Source organism: Streptomyces sp. NPDC005151 (assembly GCF_053599875.1).
The window spans coordinates 14,640-32,062 of the sequence record NZ_JBSFYR010000014.1 but is presented as its reverse complement, the minus strand read 5'-3'; the positions used below and the strand labels follow the sequence as shown (position 1 = coordinate 32,062).

Genomic DNA, 17,423 nt, shown 5'->3' with positions numbered 1-17,423 from the left:
GTGCGTCGTCACTTGGCCACCTCCGAACGGCCGAACATGTTCAGGTTGGCCCGCAGACGCTGCAGCGGGGTGGGCGGCAGGGTGCGCAGCGTCCCGCGGGCGTAACGGCGCTCCAGGTAGTACTGGCCGACGCTGAACACGCTGGTCAGGGCCAGGTACCAGGTCGAAGCGACGAAGAGCATCTCCATCACCGCGAACGAGGTGGAGGCGATGTCCTGAGCGCTGCGCAGCAGATCCTGGTACTGGACCGCGACGACCAGCGACGAGGTCTTGAGCATGTTGATGAACTCGTTGCCCGTGGGCGGGATGATCACCCGCATCGCCTGAGGAAGTACCACCCGCCGCATGGTCTTCGACTGCGTCATACCCAGTGCGTGGGACGCCTCGGTCTGGCCCTCGTCGACGGACTGGATGCCGGCCCGGACGATCTCCGCCATGTACGCACCCTCGTTGAGGCCTAGCCCCAGCAGGGCGGCCAGGAAGGGGGTCATGACATCGGTCATCTCGTCCCGGTAGAACCCGATGTCGAAGACCGGGAAGATCAGGGCGAGGTTGAACCAAATCAGCAGTTGCACATAGACCGGCGTGCCGCGGAAGAACCAGATGTACAGCCAGGCCACCCATCCGGTCACTGGGTTCTTGGACAGGCGCATCACGGCGAAGACCACGCCGAGCACCAGGCCCAGGACCATGGAGGCCACGCTGATCAGGATGGTGTGCCACAGACCGGTGAGGATGCTGGAGTCGAACAGCTTCTCCGGCACCGTCGCCCAGCGCACATTGCCCTGCGAGAAGGCGTACCCGAGGCCCGCGAGGACGGCGACCACGACCAGTGCGCTGATCCAGCGCCCGTAATGCCGGACCGGGATGGCCTTGATGGCCGCAGGGGGGATCCGGTCCGGGGTGGGGGCCGCCCCGGACCGAACCTTGTCGATCTTGTCGTTCACCACGACTGCCCTTCGGTCGGTGCGCGGTTCACTTGCCGCCGTTGACGGCAGGTGCGGTGACGGCACCGTCGGCAGCGCCCCACTTGTCGAGGGCGGCCTTGTAGGTCCCGTCGGCGATGATCGCGTCCAGGGCGGTCTTGAGGGCGTCGCGAAGCTGCGTGTTCTTCTTGTCCACCGCGATACCGAACGGTCCGGCGTCCGACTTGTTGGCGACGGCCTCGAAGTCGTTGCCGCCTCCCGCGGTCTTGGCGATGTAGGCGGCGACCGGGGAGTCGTTCAGGTCGGCGACGGCGCCGCCGGACTTGACGCGGATCTGGGCCTCGGCGTCGGTGGAGAAGGCCTCGATGGAGATCTTCGCCTTGCCGTCCGTGGCGCACTTGGCCGACAGGTCCTTGGCGGCCTGCTCGTACGTCGTGCCGCGCTGGACGGCGAGCTTCTTGCCACAGAGGTCGTCGACCGACTTGATGCCCTCCGGGTTGCCCTTCTTCACCAGGATGCCAGTGCTGGCGGTGAAGTAGTCGACGAAGTCGACACCGGTGCCGGTCTTCTTGCCCTTGTCGTCCAGACCCTCCTGGCGGGCCTTGGTGTCGCTCATGGCGGACATGACGGCGTTGTAGCGGCCGGTGGGCAGCGCGCCGAGCAGGGTGTCGAAGGTGCCCGAGGTGAACTCGATCTTCACGCCGAGCTGCTTGCCGAGGGCCGCGGCGACGTCGGGGTCAATACCGACGATCTTGTCGCCCTGCTTGAACTCCATCGGGGCGTACACGGCGTCCGTGCCGACCTTGATGACGCCGGCCTTCTGGATGTCCGCAGGCAGCTTGTCGAAGAGGGGACCGGCGCTCTTGGTGCCGGTGCCCGGCTTCGTGCTGTCCGAGTTGGTCTGGTCGCCACAGGCGGTCAGCAGCATGGTGCCGGCGACCGCGATGGCGCAGACCGCTGCAATCCGGGACGTTGCGGTCGTACGACGGGTGGTGCGTGCGGTCATGATCGGGTTCCTCCGGCAGGTGAGGGTGGAGTTGCCAGGCGGTATGGCACACATCGTCGGATGTCGCCGCCTCGTGCGGTTACGGCATCTTGCCATTCGGAATAGGCCAATCAGGGGGCCAGTCATGTCAAAATCGGGTAACGGGCGATCCCCGAACCTCAACGGGCCGGTACATCAAGGCCGGACCTTCTGTGGGGTTTTCTTCTTCCGGCCGGAGAATGTTCGGTGCGTCTCGACTGGTGGACGCATATTTGATTGATTAGCCGACTTGTCCAGATATTCGACTATGAGGCACGTCACCGCGCCGAGGTGAGGCACGTCACCGCGCCGGTATGGACTCGTCCGGGATGCGGTCTGTCAGGTAAGAAAGACCTTTACACCCCTCATCCGGGGCTCAGGGCGCGTGTGCGGCGCGCCCGCGCGTACGTACCTCCCCCTGTCGGAGCGGGCCAACCGCCCAGCGCAGGGAACGTACGCGGTGCCCGCCCACCCCTCCTCAACCAGGAGTGGCCACCCTCAGACAAAGAAGACTTAAGGGGTCAACACCATGGCAGCGGAGATTGTCAATCCTCGCAGCGACAGCACGACTGACAGCAGTACCGGCAGCGCCACTGATGAGCCGTTCGACGCGGCCTTCGCGCTCCACCGTGGCGGGAAGATGGCCGTGCAGGCCACCGTCCCGCTGCGTGACAAGGACGACCTGTCCCTCGCATACACGCCGGGCGTTGCCAAAGTGTGCAGCGCCATCGCGGAGAATCCCGAACTGGTCCACGACTACACCTGGAAGTCGCAGGTCGTCGCCGTCGTGACGGACGGCACCGCGGTGCTCGGGCTGGGAGACATCGGCCCGGAGGCGTCCTTGCCGGTGATGGAGGGCAAGGCGATCCTCTTCAAGCAGTTCGGCGGGGTCGACGCGGTGCCGATCGCGCTCGCGACGACCGATGCGGACGAGATCGTGGAGACGGTCGTCCGGCTCGCACCCTCCTTCGGAGGGGTGAATCTGGAGGACATCTCGGCGCCCCGCTGCTTCGAGATCGAGCGCAAACTGCAGGAGCGGCTCGACATTCCGGTCTTCCACGACGACCAGCACGGCACGGCCGTGGTCACCCTGGCCGCGCTGCGCAACGCCGCGAAGCTGTCCGGGCGGACCCTCGGTGACCTGCGCGGCGTCATCTCCGGCGCGGGCGCGGCAGGGGTGGCCATCGCCAAGTTCCTCCTGGAGGCGGGGCTCGGTGACGTCGCCGTGGCCGACCGCAAGGGGATCGTCAGCCGGGACCGCGAGGACCTGACGGACGTCAAGCGTGAGCTCGCGGAGATCACCAACAGGGCCGGCATCTCCGGTCCTCTCGAGACCGCACTGATCGGCGCGGACGTCTTCATCGGCGTCTCCGGCGGTACGGTGCCGGAGACGGCGGTCGCGTCGATGGCGCCCGGAGCGTTCGTCTTCGCCATGGCCAACCCGGACCCGGAGGTCCACCCCGACATCGCGCACAAGTACGCGGCGGTCGTGGCGACGGGCCGGTCGGACTACCCGAACCAGATCAACAACGTGCTGGCCTTCCCCGGCATCTTCGCCGGTGCGCTGCAGGTGCGGGCGTCCCGCATCACCGAGGGCATGAAGATCGCCGCGGCGAATGCGCTGGCGGATGTGGTGGGGGACGAGCTGGCGGCGGACTACGTGATTCCCTCGCCGTTCGACGAGCGGGTTGCTCCCGCCGTGACGGCCGCGGTTGCCGCGGCCGCGCGCGCGGAGGGTGTGGCGCGCCGCTGAGGTGAGCTCGGGGCGGGGTGGGGTGCGGGACGCCTGCGGCGGACCTTCGCCCCGCCCCTTCCCGAACCGGGGCCCGGCCCCGGACCCCGCGCCTCGAACGCCGGCGAGGCTGAACGATGCCCAGCGCCCCCGGGTACGGCCACGCGGGCCACGTCACATCCTTCGGCGGTTCCGCCGCACCCGCCTCGCGCCTAGTGTCAGGGCCATGTTCGCCGCCTACGCAGCCCGCATCGACCGCGACCAGCCTCTCACCGGCCTTGAGCTGGGCGAGCGCCCCGCCCCCGAGGCGCGCCCCGGCTGGACCACCGTCAATGTCCGGGCCGCTTCCCTCAACCATCACGACCTCTGGTCGCTCCGTGGCGTCGGCCTCGCCGAGGACAAGCTGCCGATGATCCTCGGCTGCGACGCAGCCGGGATCGACGAGGACGGCAACGAGGTCGTCCTGCACTCCGTCATCGGCCAGACCGGGCACGGCGTCGGCCCGAACGAGCCCCGGTCCATCCTCACCGAGCGCTACCAGGGCACCTTCGCCGAGCAGGTCACCGTCCCCAGCTGGAATGTGCTGCCCAAGCCGAAGGAGCTCACCTTCGAGCAGGCGGCCTGTCTGCCGACCGCCTGGCTCACCGCGTACCGGATGCTCTTCACCAATGCCGGAGTACGGCCCGGTGACTCCGTCCTCGTCCAGGGCGCGGGCGGTGGTGTCGCGACCGCCGCGATCGTCCTCGGCAAGGCTGCCGGGCTGCGGATCTACGCCACCAGCCGCGACGAGGCCAAGCGCAAGAGGGCCGTCGAGCTCGGTGCGATCGAGGCGTACGAGCCCGGCGCGCGGCTGCCGCAGCGCGTCGACGCCGTCATCGAGACGGTCGGCGCGGCCACTTGGTCCCACTCGGTGAAGTCGCTGCGCCCCGGTGGCACCCTGGTCATCTCCGGCGCGACCAGCGGCGACCGGCCCTCGCACGCCGAGCTGACCCGGATCTTCTTCCTGGAGCTGAAGGTCGTCGGTTCGACGATGGGGTCCAAGGACGAGCTGGAGGACCTGCTGGCGTTCTGTGCGACGACCGGAGTGCGGCCCGTCATCGACGAGGTGCTGCCGCTGGACCGCGCCCGCGAGGGGTTTGAGCGGCTCGCTTCGGGCGACCAGTTCGGAAAGATCGTACTCACGACATCCTGAAGTGCTGCTCTCCGACGCAGAGGTGATGATGCGTCAGTTCTGCTGCTGAGATCTGCCGCCATGCGTGCGGTCGGAGTGAACCGTGGCGACCGGGCGTCGGCGGCCGGTTGCCGAGCGGCATGCCTGGAGCCGGTGCGGGGGCGGTGCAGAGAGGCGTGTCCGCGCCGGGTCGGGCGGATCCTGGACCGCGCCCGGAGATGCGGCAGCCACGTCCTGTTCGGCGCCCATCGGGACGCCTTCGGCCCGGCGTCCGGCTGCCGCGCCGTCCCGGCCTGAGTCACCCGCACGGACGGGCTCGCGTTCACCTCACACCCCGAGGACTGGTTCGCCGCGTACGTCGAGCCCGCCGTCCGGCGCGCCTTCACTCATCCGTACGAGAACCGCGGCCTGCAACGCGCGCGGGCCGGCCTGCGGCGGGTCGTCGCCGAACGCCTCGCTCAACCCGCGTGCGCCCCGCACTTCCGTCTCTCGCTCCCGCCGTCGGCGCGCGGGTGGCGCGTCTCGGCCGCCGGGTGCGCCGCGGTGCGCAGGTGCGTGCGGGTGGTGGTCGCGGTGGCGTGCGCGGTGCGGATCACGTCAACCAGGGTTGACATGGGCGCGTGTGTCAATGTAAGTTGACATCATGACCGAAGCAACGGATCTCGCCGCACGCGCCGGCGACCGTGACCCGCGCGTCGGGTTGCGAGCCGTCGCCGCCCTGCGGCGGCTGCTGGAGCAGCTCGAAGCCGTACAAGTCAGAAGCGCCCGCGTCCAGGGCTGGTCGTGGCAGGAGATCGCGGCCGAACTGGGCGTCAGCCGACAGGCCGTCCACAAGAAGTACGGGAGGCATTGATGTTCGAGCGATTCACCAGCGGTGCCCGCGCCGTCGTGACCGGTGCCGTGGACCAGGCCAAGAAGACCGGTTCCGACTCCGTCACCGAGGAGCACATGCTGCTCGCCCTGCTCGCCCTGCTCGACCAGCAGGGCAACCGGGCCGCCTTCGCCGTCGCGGCCCTCGGACTGACCGACCGCCGCGCCTCGGTGGAGACGGCGCTTGCCGAGGCCCGTCGGCGGGGCGGACTGACCAAGGCCGACACGGACGCACTCGCCGACATCGGCATCGATGTGACGGAGATCGTCACCCGGATCGAGGACGCCCACGGTGAGGGCGCCCTGGCCGCGGACCGGAAGGACCGCCGCGGGCGGTCCGGGCGGCCCTCCTTCGCCCGGGGCGCAAAGACGATTCTGGAGAAGTCCCTGCGGGTCGCGGTGGGGCGCGGTGACCGGTTCATCGGCGAGGAACACATCCTGCTGGCGTTCACCGTCACACCCGGTGTGGTCGCCGATGTGCTGACGGAGCACGGGGCGACGCACGAGGCGGTCACGCGCGCGCTGTACGGGGAGGGTGCCGGGGGAGCCGAGGGGCAGGCGAAGGCGGGGTTGTGAGCTGCTGTCGGTTTGCTGAGGTGAAGTGAGTGGTGGTGAGCGGGAGTGAGTCCTGGCGGTGGGGGAACGGGGGTTCTGGGGTCGAATGGGTGACCTTGGTGGCTGTGGCTCGTTGGGCGACCGGACGCCCGGGGGCGTGAGGGAACCCGCCCACCCACAGCGGACCACGCCCCTGGAGGCGTGCCGCCGAGCGGGAAGCGAAAGCGGGAACCCAGTGCATCCAACACCGTTCGGGATGCGCCCAGGACGCAGCAGTGGGTCCAAGACTCACTTACGCACACTGGTTAGGAACGGTAGGGATGTGTGGGACTGCCGGCCCTGCTCACTCCTGGGCGTCGGCGCCCTTCCGCAGGAGCGCGCCGATGCGGGCCGCCGCCGTCGACAGATGGCGGCGGGCCTCCACCAGCTGGTCCTCCGTGACACCCCGGTCGCGGGCCGCGTCGCGGATGTCGTCCCGGAAGCGGTCGAGCAGGCGGTCCAGGTCGCGGGCCGGGTCGCCCGTCGTGCCCGTCTCCTTGCCCCAGTCGGGGTCGGCGGCCGCCGGTTCGGGCTTGGTGTACGGGGGCCGGCCGGTCGTCCCGGTGTAGCCGGCCAGGCGGCCGGTGATCTCGGCCAGCCCCTCCCGTACGCCGGTGGGCCAGTCACCCCGGGCGAAGTGCTCCTGGACCTGCCGGGCCGCGTTCTGCATCTGCTCGCGCGCCTTCTCCTGGGCCTCCTTGGCCTGTCGGCGCGCCTGCTGGGCGTCCTCGCGGGCACGGCGGGACTCGTCCTTCGCCCGGCGGGCCTGCTCCTTCCACTCCTGCTTGGCCTTGCGCAGCTCCTCCTTGGCGGTGCGCCAGGCCTCGCTGTCGCCGAAGTCCGTGAAGTCGCCGAAATCGCCGAACGGGGAGCCCCGGTCGCTCTTCGCGCCGGTCCCGGTGGCGGAGGTGTGCCGGGTCTCGCCGGCTGCCGCGCGCATCTCGCTGCGCAGCTTCCCCGCCGCGCCCCGCACGTCGTCCCGCATCTCGGCGGCCAGTTCGGAGACCGACTCGCGGATCTCCAGCTCCAGATCGGCCAGTTCGCCGACGCGGTCCGCCAGTTCGGCGCGGCCCGCATCGGTGATCGAGTAGACCTTGCGGCCGCCCTCGGTGGCATGCGTGACGAGACCCTCGGCCTCCAGCTTGGCCAGCCGCGGATAGACGGTGCCTGCCGACGGTGCGTACAGGCCCTGGAAGCGTTCCTCCAGGATCCGGATCACCTCGTAGCCGTGACGGGGCGCCTCGTCCAGGAGTTTCAGCAGGTAGAGGCGGAGCCGCCCATGGGCGAATACGGGGGGCATGTCAGAGCACCTTTCCGGTCGATTCGGCGTCGTACGGATCGTCCTCGGCCGGTGGGCGGCGCAGCAGGGCTATCGACCCCGACACGGTCGTGGCCCTCAGTGTCCCGGTGCCTGCGCCGAGCGTCCCGGTGATCCGTTTCGCACCCCACTGGCCGCCGACCCGCAGATCCTCGAAGCCGTTGGAGACGGCGCCGCTGGCCGTGTTCGCCTCGACCGTCGCGTCCGCCGGGTGCGGCAGCCGGATGGCGACCTCGCCGGAGACCGTGGTCAGCCGGATGTCCGTGGGCTTCCCGACGGTCGGGTCCAGGTCCAGCACCATGTTGCCGCTGACCGATTCGGCCCGTACCGCCGCCCCGGCGCCCTCGACGACCGTGAGATCGCCGGAGACCGACTTGAAGCGGAGCTCCCCGGTGACGGACTGGGCCTCCACATTGCCGGAGACCGTGTCCGCGCGGACCGTGCCGGCGAGGGCGACGAGCGTGGTGTCGCCGGTGATGCCGCGCACGTCCGTGCGTCCCCGGATGCCCGAGACCAACGCTCCGGCGCCGACCGTGCCGAGCTCGACCGTCGACCCAGCCGGCACGGCGAGCGAGACCACCGCGCTGCGGTGCCGCCCCTTGCGGTCGAACCACTTCAGGAAGCCGTGCCAGGGCAGATCCTCGTAGGCGACCGTGAGGATGCCGTCCTTCTGCGTCACGCTGAGCGGCGGGCCCTCGATCGCGGAGACCTCCAGCCGCGCGGTCGGCTCCTCGGTGCCGACGACGTTGACGGTGCCGTTGACGATGCGCACGCTGAGCGCCGTCACCGGGTTGTCGAAGGTGAGCTTCTGAGGCTCGGCGATGGCCCACGTCGACACAGGCATGGATCTGACCTCCCAGGAGCGCGCCGTGACGCAACATATCGCGTCTCTTGAAGAACACGATATATCGCGGATCGAGGAAGTCAAGGGAGGGTGGGGCGACCTGGGTCGACCAAATGGAGCCAAATATGGGCAAATTGCCCTACGGTGTGGGGCATGAACGCGACATCACCTGTGGGTGCGCTGCTGCTCTGCCGGGCCGAACCCGACTCCGTACGGCCGGTGGCCCATCTGCTGCGCGAGCGGATGCTGCTCGCGCCCGCGGGTGACGGGTGGAGCGTCCTCGTGCCGGAGGGAAAGCCCTGGCAGGACGGGCGAGAAGGGGATCAGCCGGTCGACAGTGTGGTGGGCGGCTGGGCCACCGCGCTCGCGGTCGGCTCCACCTGGCCGGTTCTCGCGCTGTGGTGGGACGGCGACCGGGCCGGCTGCACGCTCGCGTCCGACTTCCGGCGGCCCGTCGGATACGTCTGGCTGGCGGACGGGACTCCGGCGGGTGAGGACGAGGCGATGCGTACGTTTGCCGCGCGGCTCGGCCTCGACCCCGTCCTGGACATCCAGCGGCTCGAAACGCTGACCCGCCCGGATCCCGACGCGGACGCCCGCACCCGGCTGCGCGGCCTCCTCGCCGCACTCACCCGCATCGGACTGACCCTCCCGGCCGGCCTCGATCCCGGCGAAACCGCCGATCGGCTGCACGCCTCGGCCGACAGCAGGCCCGGAACGGAGCGGATCGCCTGGGCGGGCTGGCGCGACGCCGTGAAGATCGAACTCGACGCGGTCGAGAGCGGCAGACTCGGCCCGTGGCTGCGAGGCCCCAGGGCGCGTGCGCTCGCCACCGCCCAGCTCGCCGCGGGGGTACCGCTCGTCACCTGGGGGATCGGGCGCCGCAGCGGAGGGTGGGCGTTCGCGGGGGCGCTGCTGATCGTGCACGGGGCACTCGGTCTTGCGTACGACCGGATCCGGGCCGACGGGCGCTGATCCGGTACAAGGGGGCTGATCCGGGCCGGCGGGGGCCGGCGGACGCGCCCTGGGGCGTCGCCCTATTCCTCGTCCTCGTCGTCCAGCCGGGCCAGCCAGGTGGCGAGACGCTCGACGGGCACCTCGAAATCGGGATTGAGGTCGACGAACGTACGCAGCTGCTCGGCGAGCCACTCGAAAGTGACCTCCTCCTCGCCGCGCCGCTTCTCCAGCTCCTCGATGCCACGGTCGGTGAAGTACATGGCGCAAGTTTAGACCGGCCGGCAATTGGGGGGCGGCGTCACGGGGCTGGGGCACGCACCTCGCGGCGTTGTCGTCCATCACCATGGCTCCGCCATGGCTCAATCCTCCGCCCTGCGAGGCACGCACACCAGCCCCGCTCCTTCCCCACCCCCCCCTTGTCGGTCGGTCTTAATGCCTGGTGACAGCCCTCAGGGGGCCGGGAGCGCGGGCGCCGGGACCCTCGGCGGGGGCGACGGAATCCGGCCGGGAAACGTCCGAGAACCGGTGCACCCGGCCCCGGCGTCCTGACGGATGTGCATCGCATCGATCGCGTACTGCCGTTAATCTGCGGGGAGTTCGGGAACGGGGGGTGTCATGAGTGACAGCGGGGCCCGTATTACACGTATTGAGATGCCGGACGGTACACCGGTCTGGGCACGCATCTCCGGGGCCGAGGAACTTGAGCGGCGGCCGGCCGGGAACGGACTGTCCCACACGGACACCGGCTTCTCGGACTTCGCCGACCAGGTGCAGGCCCGGGTGGAGAGCCTGCAGGGGGTGGTGACCAGCGTCGCGCGGTCGCTCGCCGAGCCGCTGCGGGCCGTGCGGCCGGACGAGGTCAGCGTCGAATTCGGCATCGAGCTCACCGCCAAGGCCGGCAAGGTGGTCGGACTCCTCGCGGACGGGGAGGCCAAGGGCGCCATCAAGGTCACGCTCACCTGGAGCGGTGGCGGCCCGGCCGTCGATCCGCCGATCACACCTCAGGTGCCCGCGCAGGCCGCCGCGCCACCCATCCCGTCCGTCCCGCCCGCGCCCGCCGCCCCACCTGCATCACCGGCGCCGCCGGGACCGGCACCCGCGGGGTCCGCGCAGCCGGGGTCCGCGCGGCCCGACCCCGCGTCCCCGCCGTCGCACGCCCCCGCATCCGCGGACGACGCGTCCGCCGGAGCATCCCCCGGCGCACCGGCGCACCCCGACGGTGCCGCGACCGCCGACGGCGGCGGGTCATGACGCAGGAGACCGCCGGGGGCGCAGAAGGGGGTCCGGGGCCGGAGGAGGCTGCGCTCATGGACCTCGTGCGGGACGCCACCGTACGCATCCATCGCCGGGGGGACGGGTATGCCACTGACGGACCCGGTCCGGGCTTCCTGGGGAGTGGCTTCTTCATCGCCCCGAGCTGGGTCCTCACGTGCGCACATGTCGCCATGCAGGGGGAGGGGCGCGAGGTGAACGTGCTGTTCAGGGCCGACCCCTACGACGCCGGGCTGACCGAGGTCCCCGGCGTGGTGCTCGCCGCGCTGCCCGAGACCCGGCCGGACGGCGCCCAGGGCTGGCCCGCGCCCGACCTCGCGCTCATCCAGCTGCGGCGGCCCGTCGAACACCCCTGTGTGTACGTCACCGAGCGCTCGGAGGCCATGCTCCGCGGCCGCAAGGTCCGCGTCGTGGGCTGGGCGCCCGCCCCGGGCGGCGGGCTGACGACGCTCAGCGGGGACTGCGAGGTGAAGGGCACCTTCGGCGGCTGGGCCGATGCCGACCAGCAGATCCGGCTTGCCGAGGACTGGCTGGCGCCCGGGATGTCCGGCGGGCCCGTCGTGGACGTCACCCGCGGCGAGGTCGTCGGCGTGATCAAATCGCGGCTCGACGGCCACCGGGGCGGCACCGCCATCGGAATCGAGCGGCTCCGCTCCCTCACCGTGCCCGCCGGACCCGTGGAGACCGAGACGGACGACACGTACCAGGCCGTCTTCCACGCCCACGACCGCTACCACGCCGACCGGCACAACAGCCCCGCATCCACCGAGCGGACCTGGGCCGATGTGCAGAGCGAGTTCCCCGGCCTGCCCGGCCGGGTGCTCAGCCCCAAGCGGCGGATCGACCTCCTGGGCAGGCTCGCCGAGTTCCCGCCGCCGGTCAGCACCCGCAATCTGCTGCGGCTTCTCGACGGCCTGCCGAACGTCCATGCGCGCGATCTCCGTCCGGCGCCGCGCGGCTGGCGCGACGGACTCGGCGCGCTGTACGACGCCCGCGTCCGCGACCGCGACGCCGCACTCGAACTGATCCTGCGCTACTGCATGGGCGTCCTCGCCGCCGACCGCCCGTACGACGTGCCGTCCACCCGGGCCGCCACGAAGTCCCTGTGGGAATGGGTGAAACGGATCGCCGACGAGGACCTGTCCCGCGACTTCCGGCAGGAACTCGTGCTGCACTGGCGCGCCGTCCGGCAGAGCCGGGACCAGGAACACCAGCGGGCCCCCGAGCCGAGGGGCGGGCCGACCCGGTACGGCGAACGCGCCTTCGTCCTGCTGGAACTGGAACCGAGGGGCTGGGAACGGGACCGTTACGACTGGCGGATCGGCGTCGCCCGGCGCACCGGGGAGGTCCTGCCCGTCGCCGAGGACAGCCAGGGCACGGGGCTCGACGCGCTCCCGGACCGGCTGGCCGCCCCGCTCGCCGAGGCGTTCCGGCGGTGCGACGAACCCGACAGCCCCGCCATGCTCCAGGTCGCGATCCCGCCGGCGCTGCTCGGCCTGGATGTCGACAACTGGAAGGTGACCCCCGACGGGCTGCCGCTCGGAGCCGTACGCCCGGTCGTCGTCCGCCGCTCGGCGCGGGAGCAGCCGTCGGACGACGACGTGGAAAGACTGCGCAGGGCCCGCTGGAACGGCACCCGGAACTCCTCGGCGCAGGCCGAAGTCGTCGACTGCGAGGACGGAATGGGGGTACGCGTACCGGAGGTGGCGAGGCTGCACACCCTGGCGTACGAGACCGTGCCTGTCCTCTGCCGGTACGGCGGCCGGCCGGACCCCGAGACCACGGCCGGACTGGTGCGGATCCTCGACGGCGGCTTCGGGGTGGCCCTGTGGCGGCGGACCGGGGAACCGGACGGGGTCTGCTCCGAATTCCATCGGCGCGCCCTCAACACCGTCGCGGAGACCCGCACCGCCGACCGGCTGCCGCAGCGGATCCACGAGCTGAGAAGGGACGTGAAGGCGGAACGTGCCGATGCGTTCTGGTCCTACGGCGTCGTTCTGTTCTATGACGATCCGCACCATATGCTCCCCGGTTCCGGTCAGCTCCTGGAGGCGCCGTGAACAGCGCCGGCCGGCCTCTTACGGGGGAGTTCACGGATCGATACCGTGAGGCACGTTCGACGGCTGCTGCCCCTCACACCGGACCTGGCGGACGAGTGACGACGAGGAACACGCTATGAGTGAACCCAGCGAGTGGCTCATCTACCGAGGGGCCGGTGAACCGCACGACGGCATCGAACAGCTGCCGTCCCCGCCGCCCTGGCGGGACTTCGCGGCCCGCGAGGCCCCGGACCCCGACGACGGCAGTACCGGGAGCGACCGGACGGACGGGTCCGCCACCCGGCGTCTCGGTGGCCACCGGCACATCGCCGAACTCCACCGGCCCGGCGCCGAAGAACTCGAAATGATCAACGCGGCGCTGTACCTGCGGCGCCCGCTGCTGGTCACCGGCAGCCCCGGCGCCGGAAAGAGCACCCTGGCCCACTCCGTCGCCCATGAACTCAGGCTCGGCCGGGTCCTGCGCTGGCCCATCGTCAGCCGGTCCACGCTCCTCGACGGCCTCTACCACTACGACGCGATCGCCAGGCTGCAGGACGTCCAGATCGCCGCGCACGGCGCAGCGGCCGGGGCAGCCGGCTCCGACGCGGCGGAGAACGTCGGCAGCTACATCCGGCTCGGCCCGCTCGGCACCGCGCTGCTGCCCTCCGACCGGCCCCGCGTGCTGCTCATCGACGAGCTCGACAAGAGCGACATCGACCTGCCGAACGACCTCCTCAACGTGCTGGAGGAGGGCGAGTTCGGCATTCCGGAACTGGAGCGCATCGCCGACCGGCTGCCCGAAGGCGAGGCCGAGGTGCTGACCGACGACGGCACCAAGGTGACAGTCAAGGGCGGCCGTGTGCAGTGCGGGGCGTTCCCGTTCGTCGTGCTCACCAGCAACGGCGAGCGCGACTTCCCGGCCCCGCTGATGCGGCGCTGCATCCACCTGGAGCTGGGCCGCCCCGACCACCAGCGGCTCGCCACCTTCGTCCGCGCCCACCTCGGCGACGAGGCGGCGCGCTCCGGAGACGATCTCATCGCCCATTTCCTGGAGCGGTCGCGCAGCGAACTCCTGGCCACCGACCAGCTGTTGAATGCCATCTACCTCACCGACGCGGCCGCCCCCGCCGGCCGGGACCGGCTCGCCGACCTGCTCATCCAGCGACTCGACAGGCCGAGGTGATGAGCTGATGCCCGACGCCGCGGCACGCCACGGCCCGGACGGAGCAGGGGGAGGGCGTCCTGCGGAACCGGAGCCGTACGACGGAGGCCTGCTGCCCGCACTCGTCGCCCGGCTGCGCGAGGCCGGGCTCGACCCCGACGCCGAACAGCTCTGCGACGCCCTGTGGCTCGCCCAATGGACCCGTCGCGCCGACACGCCGGAAGGAGCTGAGGAGCAGGGCGGCCCCGCCGTGCCGTTCTCACGCGCCGAGCTGTCCGGCGCGGGACCGGCCACACCGTCCGCCCGCACCACGGCCGGGCGCGCCCACGGCACGGGCGCCGCACGGGACGACGACGAGCCCGCGGAGCAGGGGGAGTCCGCGGCCACCGACCGCCGGATAGCTCTGTATCCGGTACCGCCCGCGGACTCCGTCCCGCACCGCGACGGGCAGCGCGAGGGTGACGGGCAGCGCGAGGGTGACGGGCCGCACAGCCATGGGCGTCGCAGCGCCGCCACCCTCACCCTCGGCGTGCCCGCTGCCCCCGTCCTGCCCGCACCTCTTGAAATCCAGCGAGCCTTACGTCCCTTGCAGCGCTATCGCCCCGCCGCGCCACCCCTGCGCCGCACCCTGGACGAGACGGCCACCGCCGAACTGAGCGCCCGCGCAGGAGGGTTGATCATCCCGGTGTTCCGCGGGGTGTCCCGCGCCGACGCACTGCTGCAGTTCGTCATGGACGCCTCCTCGTCGATGCGTGTCTGGGACCGGATGTTCGGCGAACTCCAGCAGATCTTCGGTCAGTTGGGCGCCTTTCGGGATGTCCAGGTGCGCTATCTGCACCGTGGCCCCGACGGTTCCTGCGCGGTCAGCCGCAGCCCCGACCCGGCCGTCGCCCCGCTGAACTCCGCGGACCGGCTCAGCGATCCGACCGGCCGCCGCGTCACCGTCCTGGTCAGCGACTGCGCCGGACCGCTCTGGCACAGCGGGCGCGCCCACCGGCTGCTCCACCAGCTGGCCCGGCAGGCCCCCACCGCCGTACTGCAGCCGCTGCCGCAGCGGATGTGGAACCGCACCCGGCTGCCGGTGACCTACGGTGCGCTCTCCCGCGGCGAAGGGCTCTCCGGTGCCGCGGTCCTGAAGGTCACCGAGGAGGCGGGCGGGGCACCCACCGCGCGTCCCGGCGCCCTCGCCGTCCCCGTACTCCCGCCCGTGGCGGGCGCGCTCGCCGCCTGGGCGCAACTGCTCTCCGGCACCGGCGCCGGCCGGATCTCCGGGGCGGTCGGCTGGGTCAGGGCCGACCAGCCCGCCGCGCCCGCACCACGCCCCGGCGACCGGCTGTCCTCGCTCCAGCTGGTCAGCCGCTTCCGCTCGGCGGCCTCGCCGGTCGCCGGGCAGCTCGCGGTCTATCTCGCCGCGGCGCCGCTCTATCTGCCGGTGATGCAGCTGGTGCAGCGCACGATGCTGCCCGACTCCGGCCCCTCCGAACTCGCCGAGGTGCTGCTCAGCGGACTGATCTCGCGGAGCAAGGGCGACGGCGCGGGTGACGGACAGTGGTACGAGTTCGTGCCCGGCGTCCAGGAGGCGCTGCTCGGACCGCTGGGACGGGACGAGGCGCTGCTCGTGCTCAAGCACTGCTCGGAGTACATAGAACAGCGGTTCGGCAAGGGCGGTCCGAACTTCCCCGCGCTGGCGTTCGCCCAGCTCGGAGACGGCCGGCGCACCTCCTCGTACGCCACCGACCTCGGCCGCCACGCGCAGGGCGGCGGCATCGGGGAGAACGACGAGGGCGACGAGAACGGGGAGAGCGACAGAAGCGGCGGGTCGCGCGTTCCCCATCCCTTCGCCGAGGTCGCGGCGCGCGTACTGGAGCGCTTCATGCCCCTGCCCGAGCAGTTCGCGCGCTACGGCGACCGAGGCGGCCGCGACGCCCCCGGCCGGACGACACACACGGCGGTGGAGAGCGCCCGCGCACTCCTGCGCCAGTTCGACTCGGACAGCATGGTGCAGTACCTGATCGACGCCGTGCAGCTGCTCCGGGGTGCGACCGAGCGCGAGCGGCACCCGGGCGCCGACCCCGAACTGTGGGCCGAGTACGCGCGCTGCGTGCTGCGGCTGTGGGAGGTCCAGGGTGGCGACGACCTCCTGCGCGAGGCCGAGAACGCCGCGGAACGGGCCGCCGCGCATCCCGGGGCGGTACGCGAACGGGCGGTGCTGGCCAAGGTGCTGCACGCCGCGGCCGACGACCGGCGGCGGCGCGGCGACCGACGCGCGGCGCTGAGCCTCCTGCGCCGCGCCGACGCCGAGTACACGGTCGCCTGCGCGGCGCCCGGACTCGACCCCGCCGAAGCGCTGCGGCTCACCCTGGAGCGGGTGCGGGCGATGGAGGCGCAATGGCGGCTCAGCGGTGACAGTTCTCTGCTGCAGGGGGCGGTCGGCATGCTGGAGGCGTTCGCCGATGTCTGGCCCGACCAGGAGAACCGCCCGATGAGCCTGCCGCTGGCGCACGGCCGCACACTGCTGCACCTGGCCCGGGCGACCGCCGACCCCGAGCAGTCCCGGCTCTACGCGGGACAGGGGGCCCGTTCGCTGCGCAAGGTGCTCGCCGGGGAGGGTGGCGCGCAGACCACGGGCACGCAGACACGGATCCTGCTGGACCTGGTGGATGCCCTGCTGGCCTCGGGCACCGAGCCCGACGAGGCATCGACCCTGGTCGAGCAGGCGCTGGCAACCGTACGCGACCAGCGCACGCGCGCCTTGCTGCAGATCAGAGCCGGCCGGGTCTGCGCGGCTCGGTACGAGCACACCGCTGACGCGGACGAACTCGGCTGCGCGGCAGAGTGGTTCGGCCGGGCCGCCCGCGGTGTGCCGCGGGACTCCCGGGCCCACGCGGATCTGCTCGCCGAATGGGGCGAGATCATGCTGCGCCGTGCCGAACTGCCCGACGGGCGGCCGTACATCGGCACGGCAGTGCGCATCCTGCGCGACTGCCGCACGGAGACCCCTTCGGACAGCAACAGCCAGGCGGGCCGACTGCTCATGCTCGGCCGGGCCCTCATGCTGCGGCACCGAGCCACCGAGGACCGGGTCGATCTGCGGGAGGCCGAGCATCTCTTCGGGCTCGCGGCCCGGGAAGCACGCGATCCGCTGACCGCCGCCCGCTGCCTGCTGGAACTCGGCCGGTCGCACGTCGACGCGTACCACGTGCTGCACCGGCCGACCCGTCTGGACGAGGCGGCCGAGGCGTTCCGGGACGCTGCTGAATCGGCCCGGACAGCCGCAGTCGAGCGCGAGAATCCGCAACAGTTGCTACAAGCAGTGGAGTTGAGTGCTCAGGCCAACCACTGTCGGGGTATGACCTATGAAGAAGCAGGCCGGCCCCGAGCGGCACGCGAGGCCTACCGCGCGGCCGCCCAGGAGTGGCGCACGATGCCGGACGGCGGCGGCGCGGCGGGTGAGTCGACCGCGGCCCGCCTTGCCGAGCTCGAGCGATGAGCGCACAACGGCGTGCGCTCGCAG

Annotated in this window: 16 protein-coding genes; 9 read left to right on the top strand and 7 right to left on the bottom strand. The window is 71.5% G+C overall.

Annotated features, from left to right (window positions below; all coding sequences use genetic code 11):
• Nucleotides 1–8 precede the first annotated feature (8 nt).
• Nucleotides 9–947, bottom strand: coding sequence for an amino acid ABC transporter permease (locus ACWD6R_RS10740; RefSeq protein ID WP_451818375.1), 939 nt, complete (start codon nucleotides 945–947; stop codon nucleotides 9–11).
• A gap of 28 nt (nucleotides 948–975) precedes the next feature.
• The gene (locus tag ACWD6R_RS10735) at nucleotides 976–1,932 is read right to left on the bottom strand and encodes an ABC transporter substrate-binding protein (protein WP_451818374.1); all 957 of its coding nucleotides are present in this window, start codon (nucleotides 1,930–1,932) and stop codon (nucleotides 976–978) included.
• Between the two features lie 547 nt (nucleotides 1,933–2,479).
• On the opposite strand from ACWD6R_RS10735, the gene ACWD6R_RS10730 reads away from it, so the two are divergent.
• Nucleotides 2,480–3,703 carry an NAD(P)-dependent malic enzyme gene (locus ACWD6R_RS10730; protein ID WP_451818373.1) on the top strand — a complete coding sequence of 408 codons (1,224 nt, stop codon included), beginning with the start codon at nucleotides 2,480–2,482 and terminating at the stop codon, nucleotides 3,701–3,703.
• Nucleotides 3,704–3,908: 205 nt separating this feature from the next.
• Entirely contained in the window at nucleotides 3,909–4,874 is a 966-nt protein-coding gene (locus ACWD6R_RS10725) for a zinc-binding dehydrogenase (protein WP_384140397.1), read from the top strand.
• A gap of 306 nt (nucleotides 4,875–5,180) precedes the next feature.
• Here ACWD6R_RS10725 and ACWD6R_RS10720 read toward each other — a convergent pair whose 3' ends face one another.
• Both ACWD6R_RS10720 and ACWD6R_RS10715 read right to left on the bottom strand, forming a co-directional pair.
• Complete coding sequence (locus ACWD6R_RS10720) at nucleotides 5,181–5,315, bottom strand: hypothetical protein (RefSeq protein WP_451818372.1); 135 nt, start codon at nucleotides 5,313–5,315, stop codon at nucleotides 5,181–5,183.
• The gene (locus tag ACWD6R_RS10715) at nucleotides 5,312–5,467 is read right to left on the bottom strand and encodes a hypothetical protein (protein ID WP_451818371.1); all 156 of its coding nucleotides are present in this window, start codon (nucleotides 5,465–5,467) and stop codon (nucleotides 5,312–5,314) included. The genes ACWD6R_RS10720 and ACWD6R_RS10715 overlap by 4 nt, the downstream gene beginning before the upstream one ends.
• Nucleotides 5,468–5,496: 29 nt before the next feature.
• Between ACWD6R_RS10715 and ACWD6R_RS10710 the strand changes: the two genes are divergently transcribed.
• Together ACWD6R_RS10710 and ACWD6R_RS10705 are read left to right on the top strand one after the other, a co-directional pair.
• On the top strand, nucleotides 5,497–5,706 hold the full coding sequence (locus ACWD6R_RS10710) for a sigma factor-like helix-turn-helix DNA-binding protein (RefSeq protein WP_014154112.1): 210 nt from the start codon (nucleotides 5,497–5,499) through the stop codon (nucleotides 5,704–5,706).
• Entirely contained in the window at nucleotides 5,706–6,299 is a 594-nt protein-coding gene (locus ACWD6R_RS10705) for a Clp protease N-terminal domain-containing protein (protein ID WP_451818370.1), read from the top strand. Before ACWD6R_RS10710 ends, ACWD6R_RS10705 begins: the two co-directional genes overlap by 1 nt.
• Nucleotides 6,300–6,621: 322 nt before the next feature.
• On the opposite strand, the gene ACWD6R_RS10700 is transcribed toward ACWD6R_RS10705, so the two are convergent.
• Together ACWD6R_RS10700 and ACWD6R_RS10695 are read right to left on the bottom strand one after the other, a co-directional pair.
• Complete coding sequence (locus tag ACWD6R_RS10700; RefSeq protein ID WP_451818369.1) at nucleotides 6,622–7,617, bottom strand: helix-turn-helix transcriptional regulator; 996 nt, start codon at nucleotides 7,615–7,617, stop codon at nucleotides 6,622–6,624.
• A gap of 1 nt (nucleotide 7,618) precedes the next feature.
• Nucleotides 7,619–8,479, bottom strand: coding sequence for a DUF4097 family beta strand repeat-containing protein (locus tag ACWD6R_RS10695; RefSeq protein ID WP_451818368.1), 861 nt, complete (start codon nucleotides 8,477–8,479; stop codon nucleotides 7,619–7,621).
• Nucleotides 8,480–8,632: 153 nt separating this feature from the next.
• Between ACWD6R_RS10695 and ACWD6R_RS10690 the strand changes: the two genes are divergently transcribed.
• The gene (locus tag ACWD6R_RS10690) at nucleotides 8,633–9,454 is read left to right on the top strand and encodes a hypothetical protein (RefSeq protein WP_451818367.1); all 822 of its coding nucleotides are present in this window, start codon (nucleotides 8,633–8,635) and stop codon (nucleotides 9,452–9,454) included.
• Between the two features lie 62 nt (nucleotides 9,455–9,516).
• Here ACWD6R_RS10690 and ACWD6R_RS10685 read toward each other — a convergent pair whose 3' ends face one another.
• Nucleotides 9,517–9,696 (bottom strand): DUF6104 family protein, encoded by a 180-nt coding sequence (locus ACWD6R_RS10685; RefSeq protein ID WP_023586593.1) that lies wholly within the window; start codon nucleotides 9,694–9,696, stop codon nucleotides 9,517–9,519.
• Between the two features lie 391 nt (nucleotides 9,697–10,087).
• Here ACWD6R_RS10685 and ACWD6R_RS10680 point away from each other — a divergent pair, with 391 nt between their 5' ends.
• From ACWD6R_RS10680 to ACWD6R_RS10665, 4 genes are all read left to right on the top strand, one after another.
• Nucleotides 10,088–10,687: a CU044_2847 family protein gene (locus tag ACWD6R_RS10680; RefSeq protein ID WP_451818366.1), complete on the top strand. Its 600-nt coding sequence runs from the start codon at nucleotides 10,088–10,090 to the stop codon at nucleotides 10,685–10,687.
• A gap of 56 nt (nucleotides 10,688–10,743) precedes the next feature.
• A complete protein-coding gene (locus ACWD6R_RS10675) occupies nucleotides 10,744–12,768 on the top strand; it encodes a VMAP-C domain-containing protein (protein ID WP_451818365.1) in 2,025 nt (674 codons plus the stop codon).
• Between the two features lie 115 nt (nucleotides 12,769–12,883).
• Nucleotides 12,884–13,930 carry an AAA family ATPase gene (locus ACWD6R_RS10670; protein ID WP_451818364.1) on the top strand — a complete coding sequence of 349 codons (1,047 nt, stop codon included), beginning with the start codon at nucleotides 12,884–12,886 and terminating at the stop codon, nucleotides 13,928–13,930.
• A 7-nt stretch (nucleotides 13,931–13,937) separates the two neighbouring features.
• Nucleotides 13,938–17,399, top strand: a complete 3,462-nt coding sequence (locus tag ACWD6R_RS10665) for an SAV_2336 N-terminal domain-related protein (RefSeq protein ID WP_451818363.1) — start codon at nucleotides 13,938–13,940, stop codon at nucleotides 17,397–17,399.
• Nucleotides 17,400–17,423 lie beyond the last annotated feature (24 nt).

Excerpts from the sequence above, each read along its gene's own strand:
- ACWD6R_RS10735 (WP_451818374.1), bottom strand. The coding sequence starts at position 1,932 with ATGACCGCACGCACCACCCGTCGTACGACCGCAACGTCCCGGATTGCA.
- ACWD6R_RS10730 (WP_451818373.1), top strand. The coding sequence starts at position 2,480 with ATGGCAGCGGAGATTGTCAATCCTCGCAGCGACAGCACGACTGACAGC.
- ACWD6R_RS10725 (WP_384140397.1), top strand. The coding sequence starts at position 3,909 with ATGTTCGCCGCCTACGCAGCCCGCATCGACCGCGACCAGCCTCTCACC.
- ACWD6R_RS10715 (WP_451818371.1), bottom strand. The coding sequence starts at position 5,467 with ATGTCAACCCTGGTTGACGTGATCCGCACCGCGCACGCCACCGCGACC.
- ACWD6R_RS10710 (WP_014154112.1), top strand. The coding sequence starts at position 5,497 with ATGACCGAAGCAACGGATCTCGCCGCACGCGCCGGCGACCGTGACCCG.
- ACWD6R_RS10705 (WP_451818370.1), top strand. The coding sequence starts at position 5,706 with ATGTTCGAGCGATTCACCAGCGGTGCCCGCGCCGTCGTGACCGGTGCC.
- ACWD6R_RS10700 (WP_451818369.1), bottom strand. The coding sequence starts at position 7,617 with ATGCCCCCCGTATTCGCCCATGGGCGGCTCCGCCTCTACCTGCTGAAA.
- ACWD6R_RS10695 (WP_451818368.1), bottom strand. The coding sequence starts at position 8,479 with ATGCCTGTGTCGACGTGGGCCATCGCCGAGCCTCAGAAGCTCACCTTC.
- ACWD6R_RS10690 (WP_451818367.1), top strand. The coding sequence starts at position 8,633 with ATGAACGCGACATCACCTGTGGGTGCGCTGCTGCTCTGCCGGGCCGAA.
- ACWD6R_RS10685 (WP_023586593.1), bottom strand. The coding sequence starts at position 9,696 with ATGTACTTCACCGACCGTGGCATCGAGGAGCTGGAGAAGCGGCGCGGC.
- ACWD6R_RS10680 (WP_451818366.1), top strand. The coding sequence starts at position 10,088 with ATGCCGGACGGTACACCGGTCTGGGCACGCATCTCCGGGGCCGAGGAA.
- ACWD6R_RS10675 (WP_451818365.1), top strand. The coding sequence starts at position 10,744 with ATGGACCTCGTGCGGGACGCCACCGTACGCATCCATCGCCGGGGGGAC.
- ACWD6R_RS10670 (WP_451818364.1), top strand. The coding sequence starts at position 12,884 with ATGAGTGAACCCAGCGAGTGGCTCATCTACCGAGGGGCCGGTGAACCG.
- ACWD6R_RS10665 (WP_451818363.1), top strand. The coding sequence starts at position 13,938 with ATGCCCGACGCCGCGGCACGCCACGGCCCGGACGGAGCAGGGGGAGGG.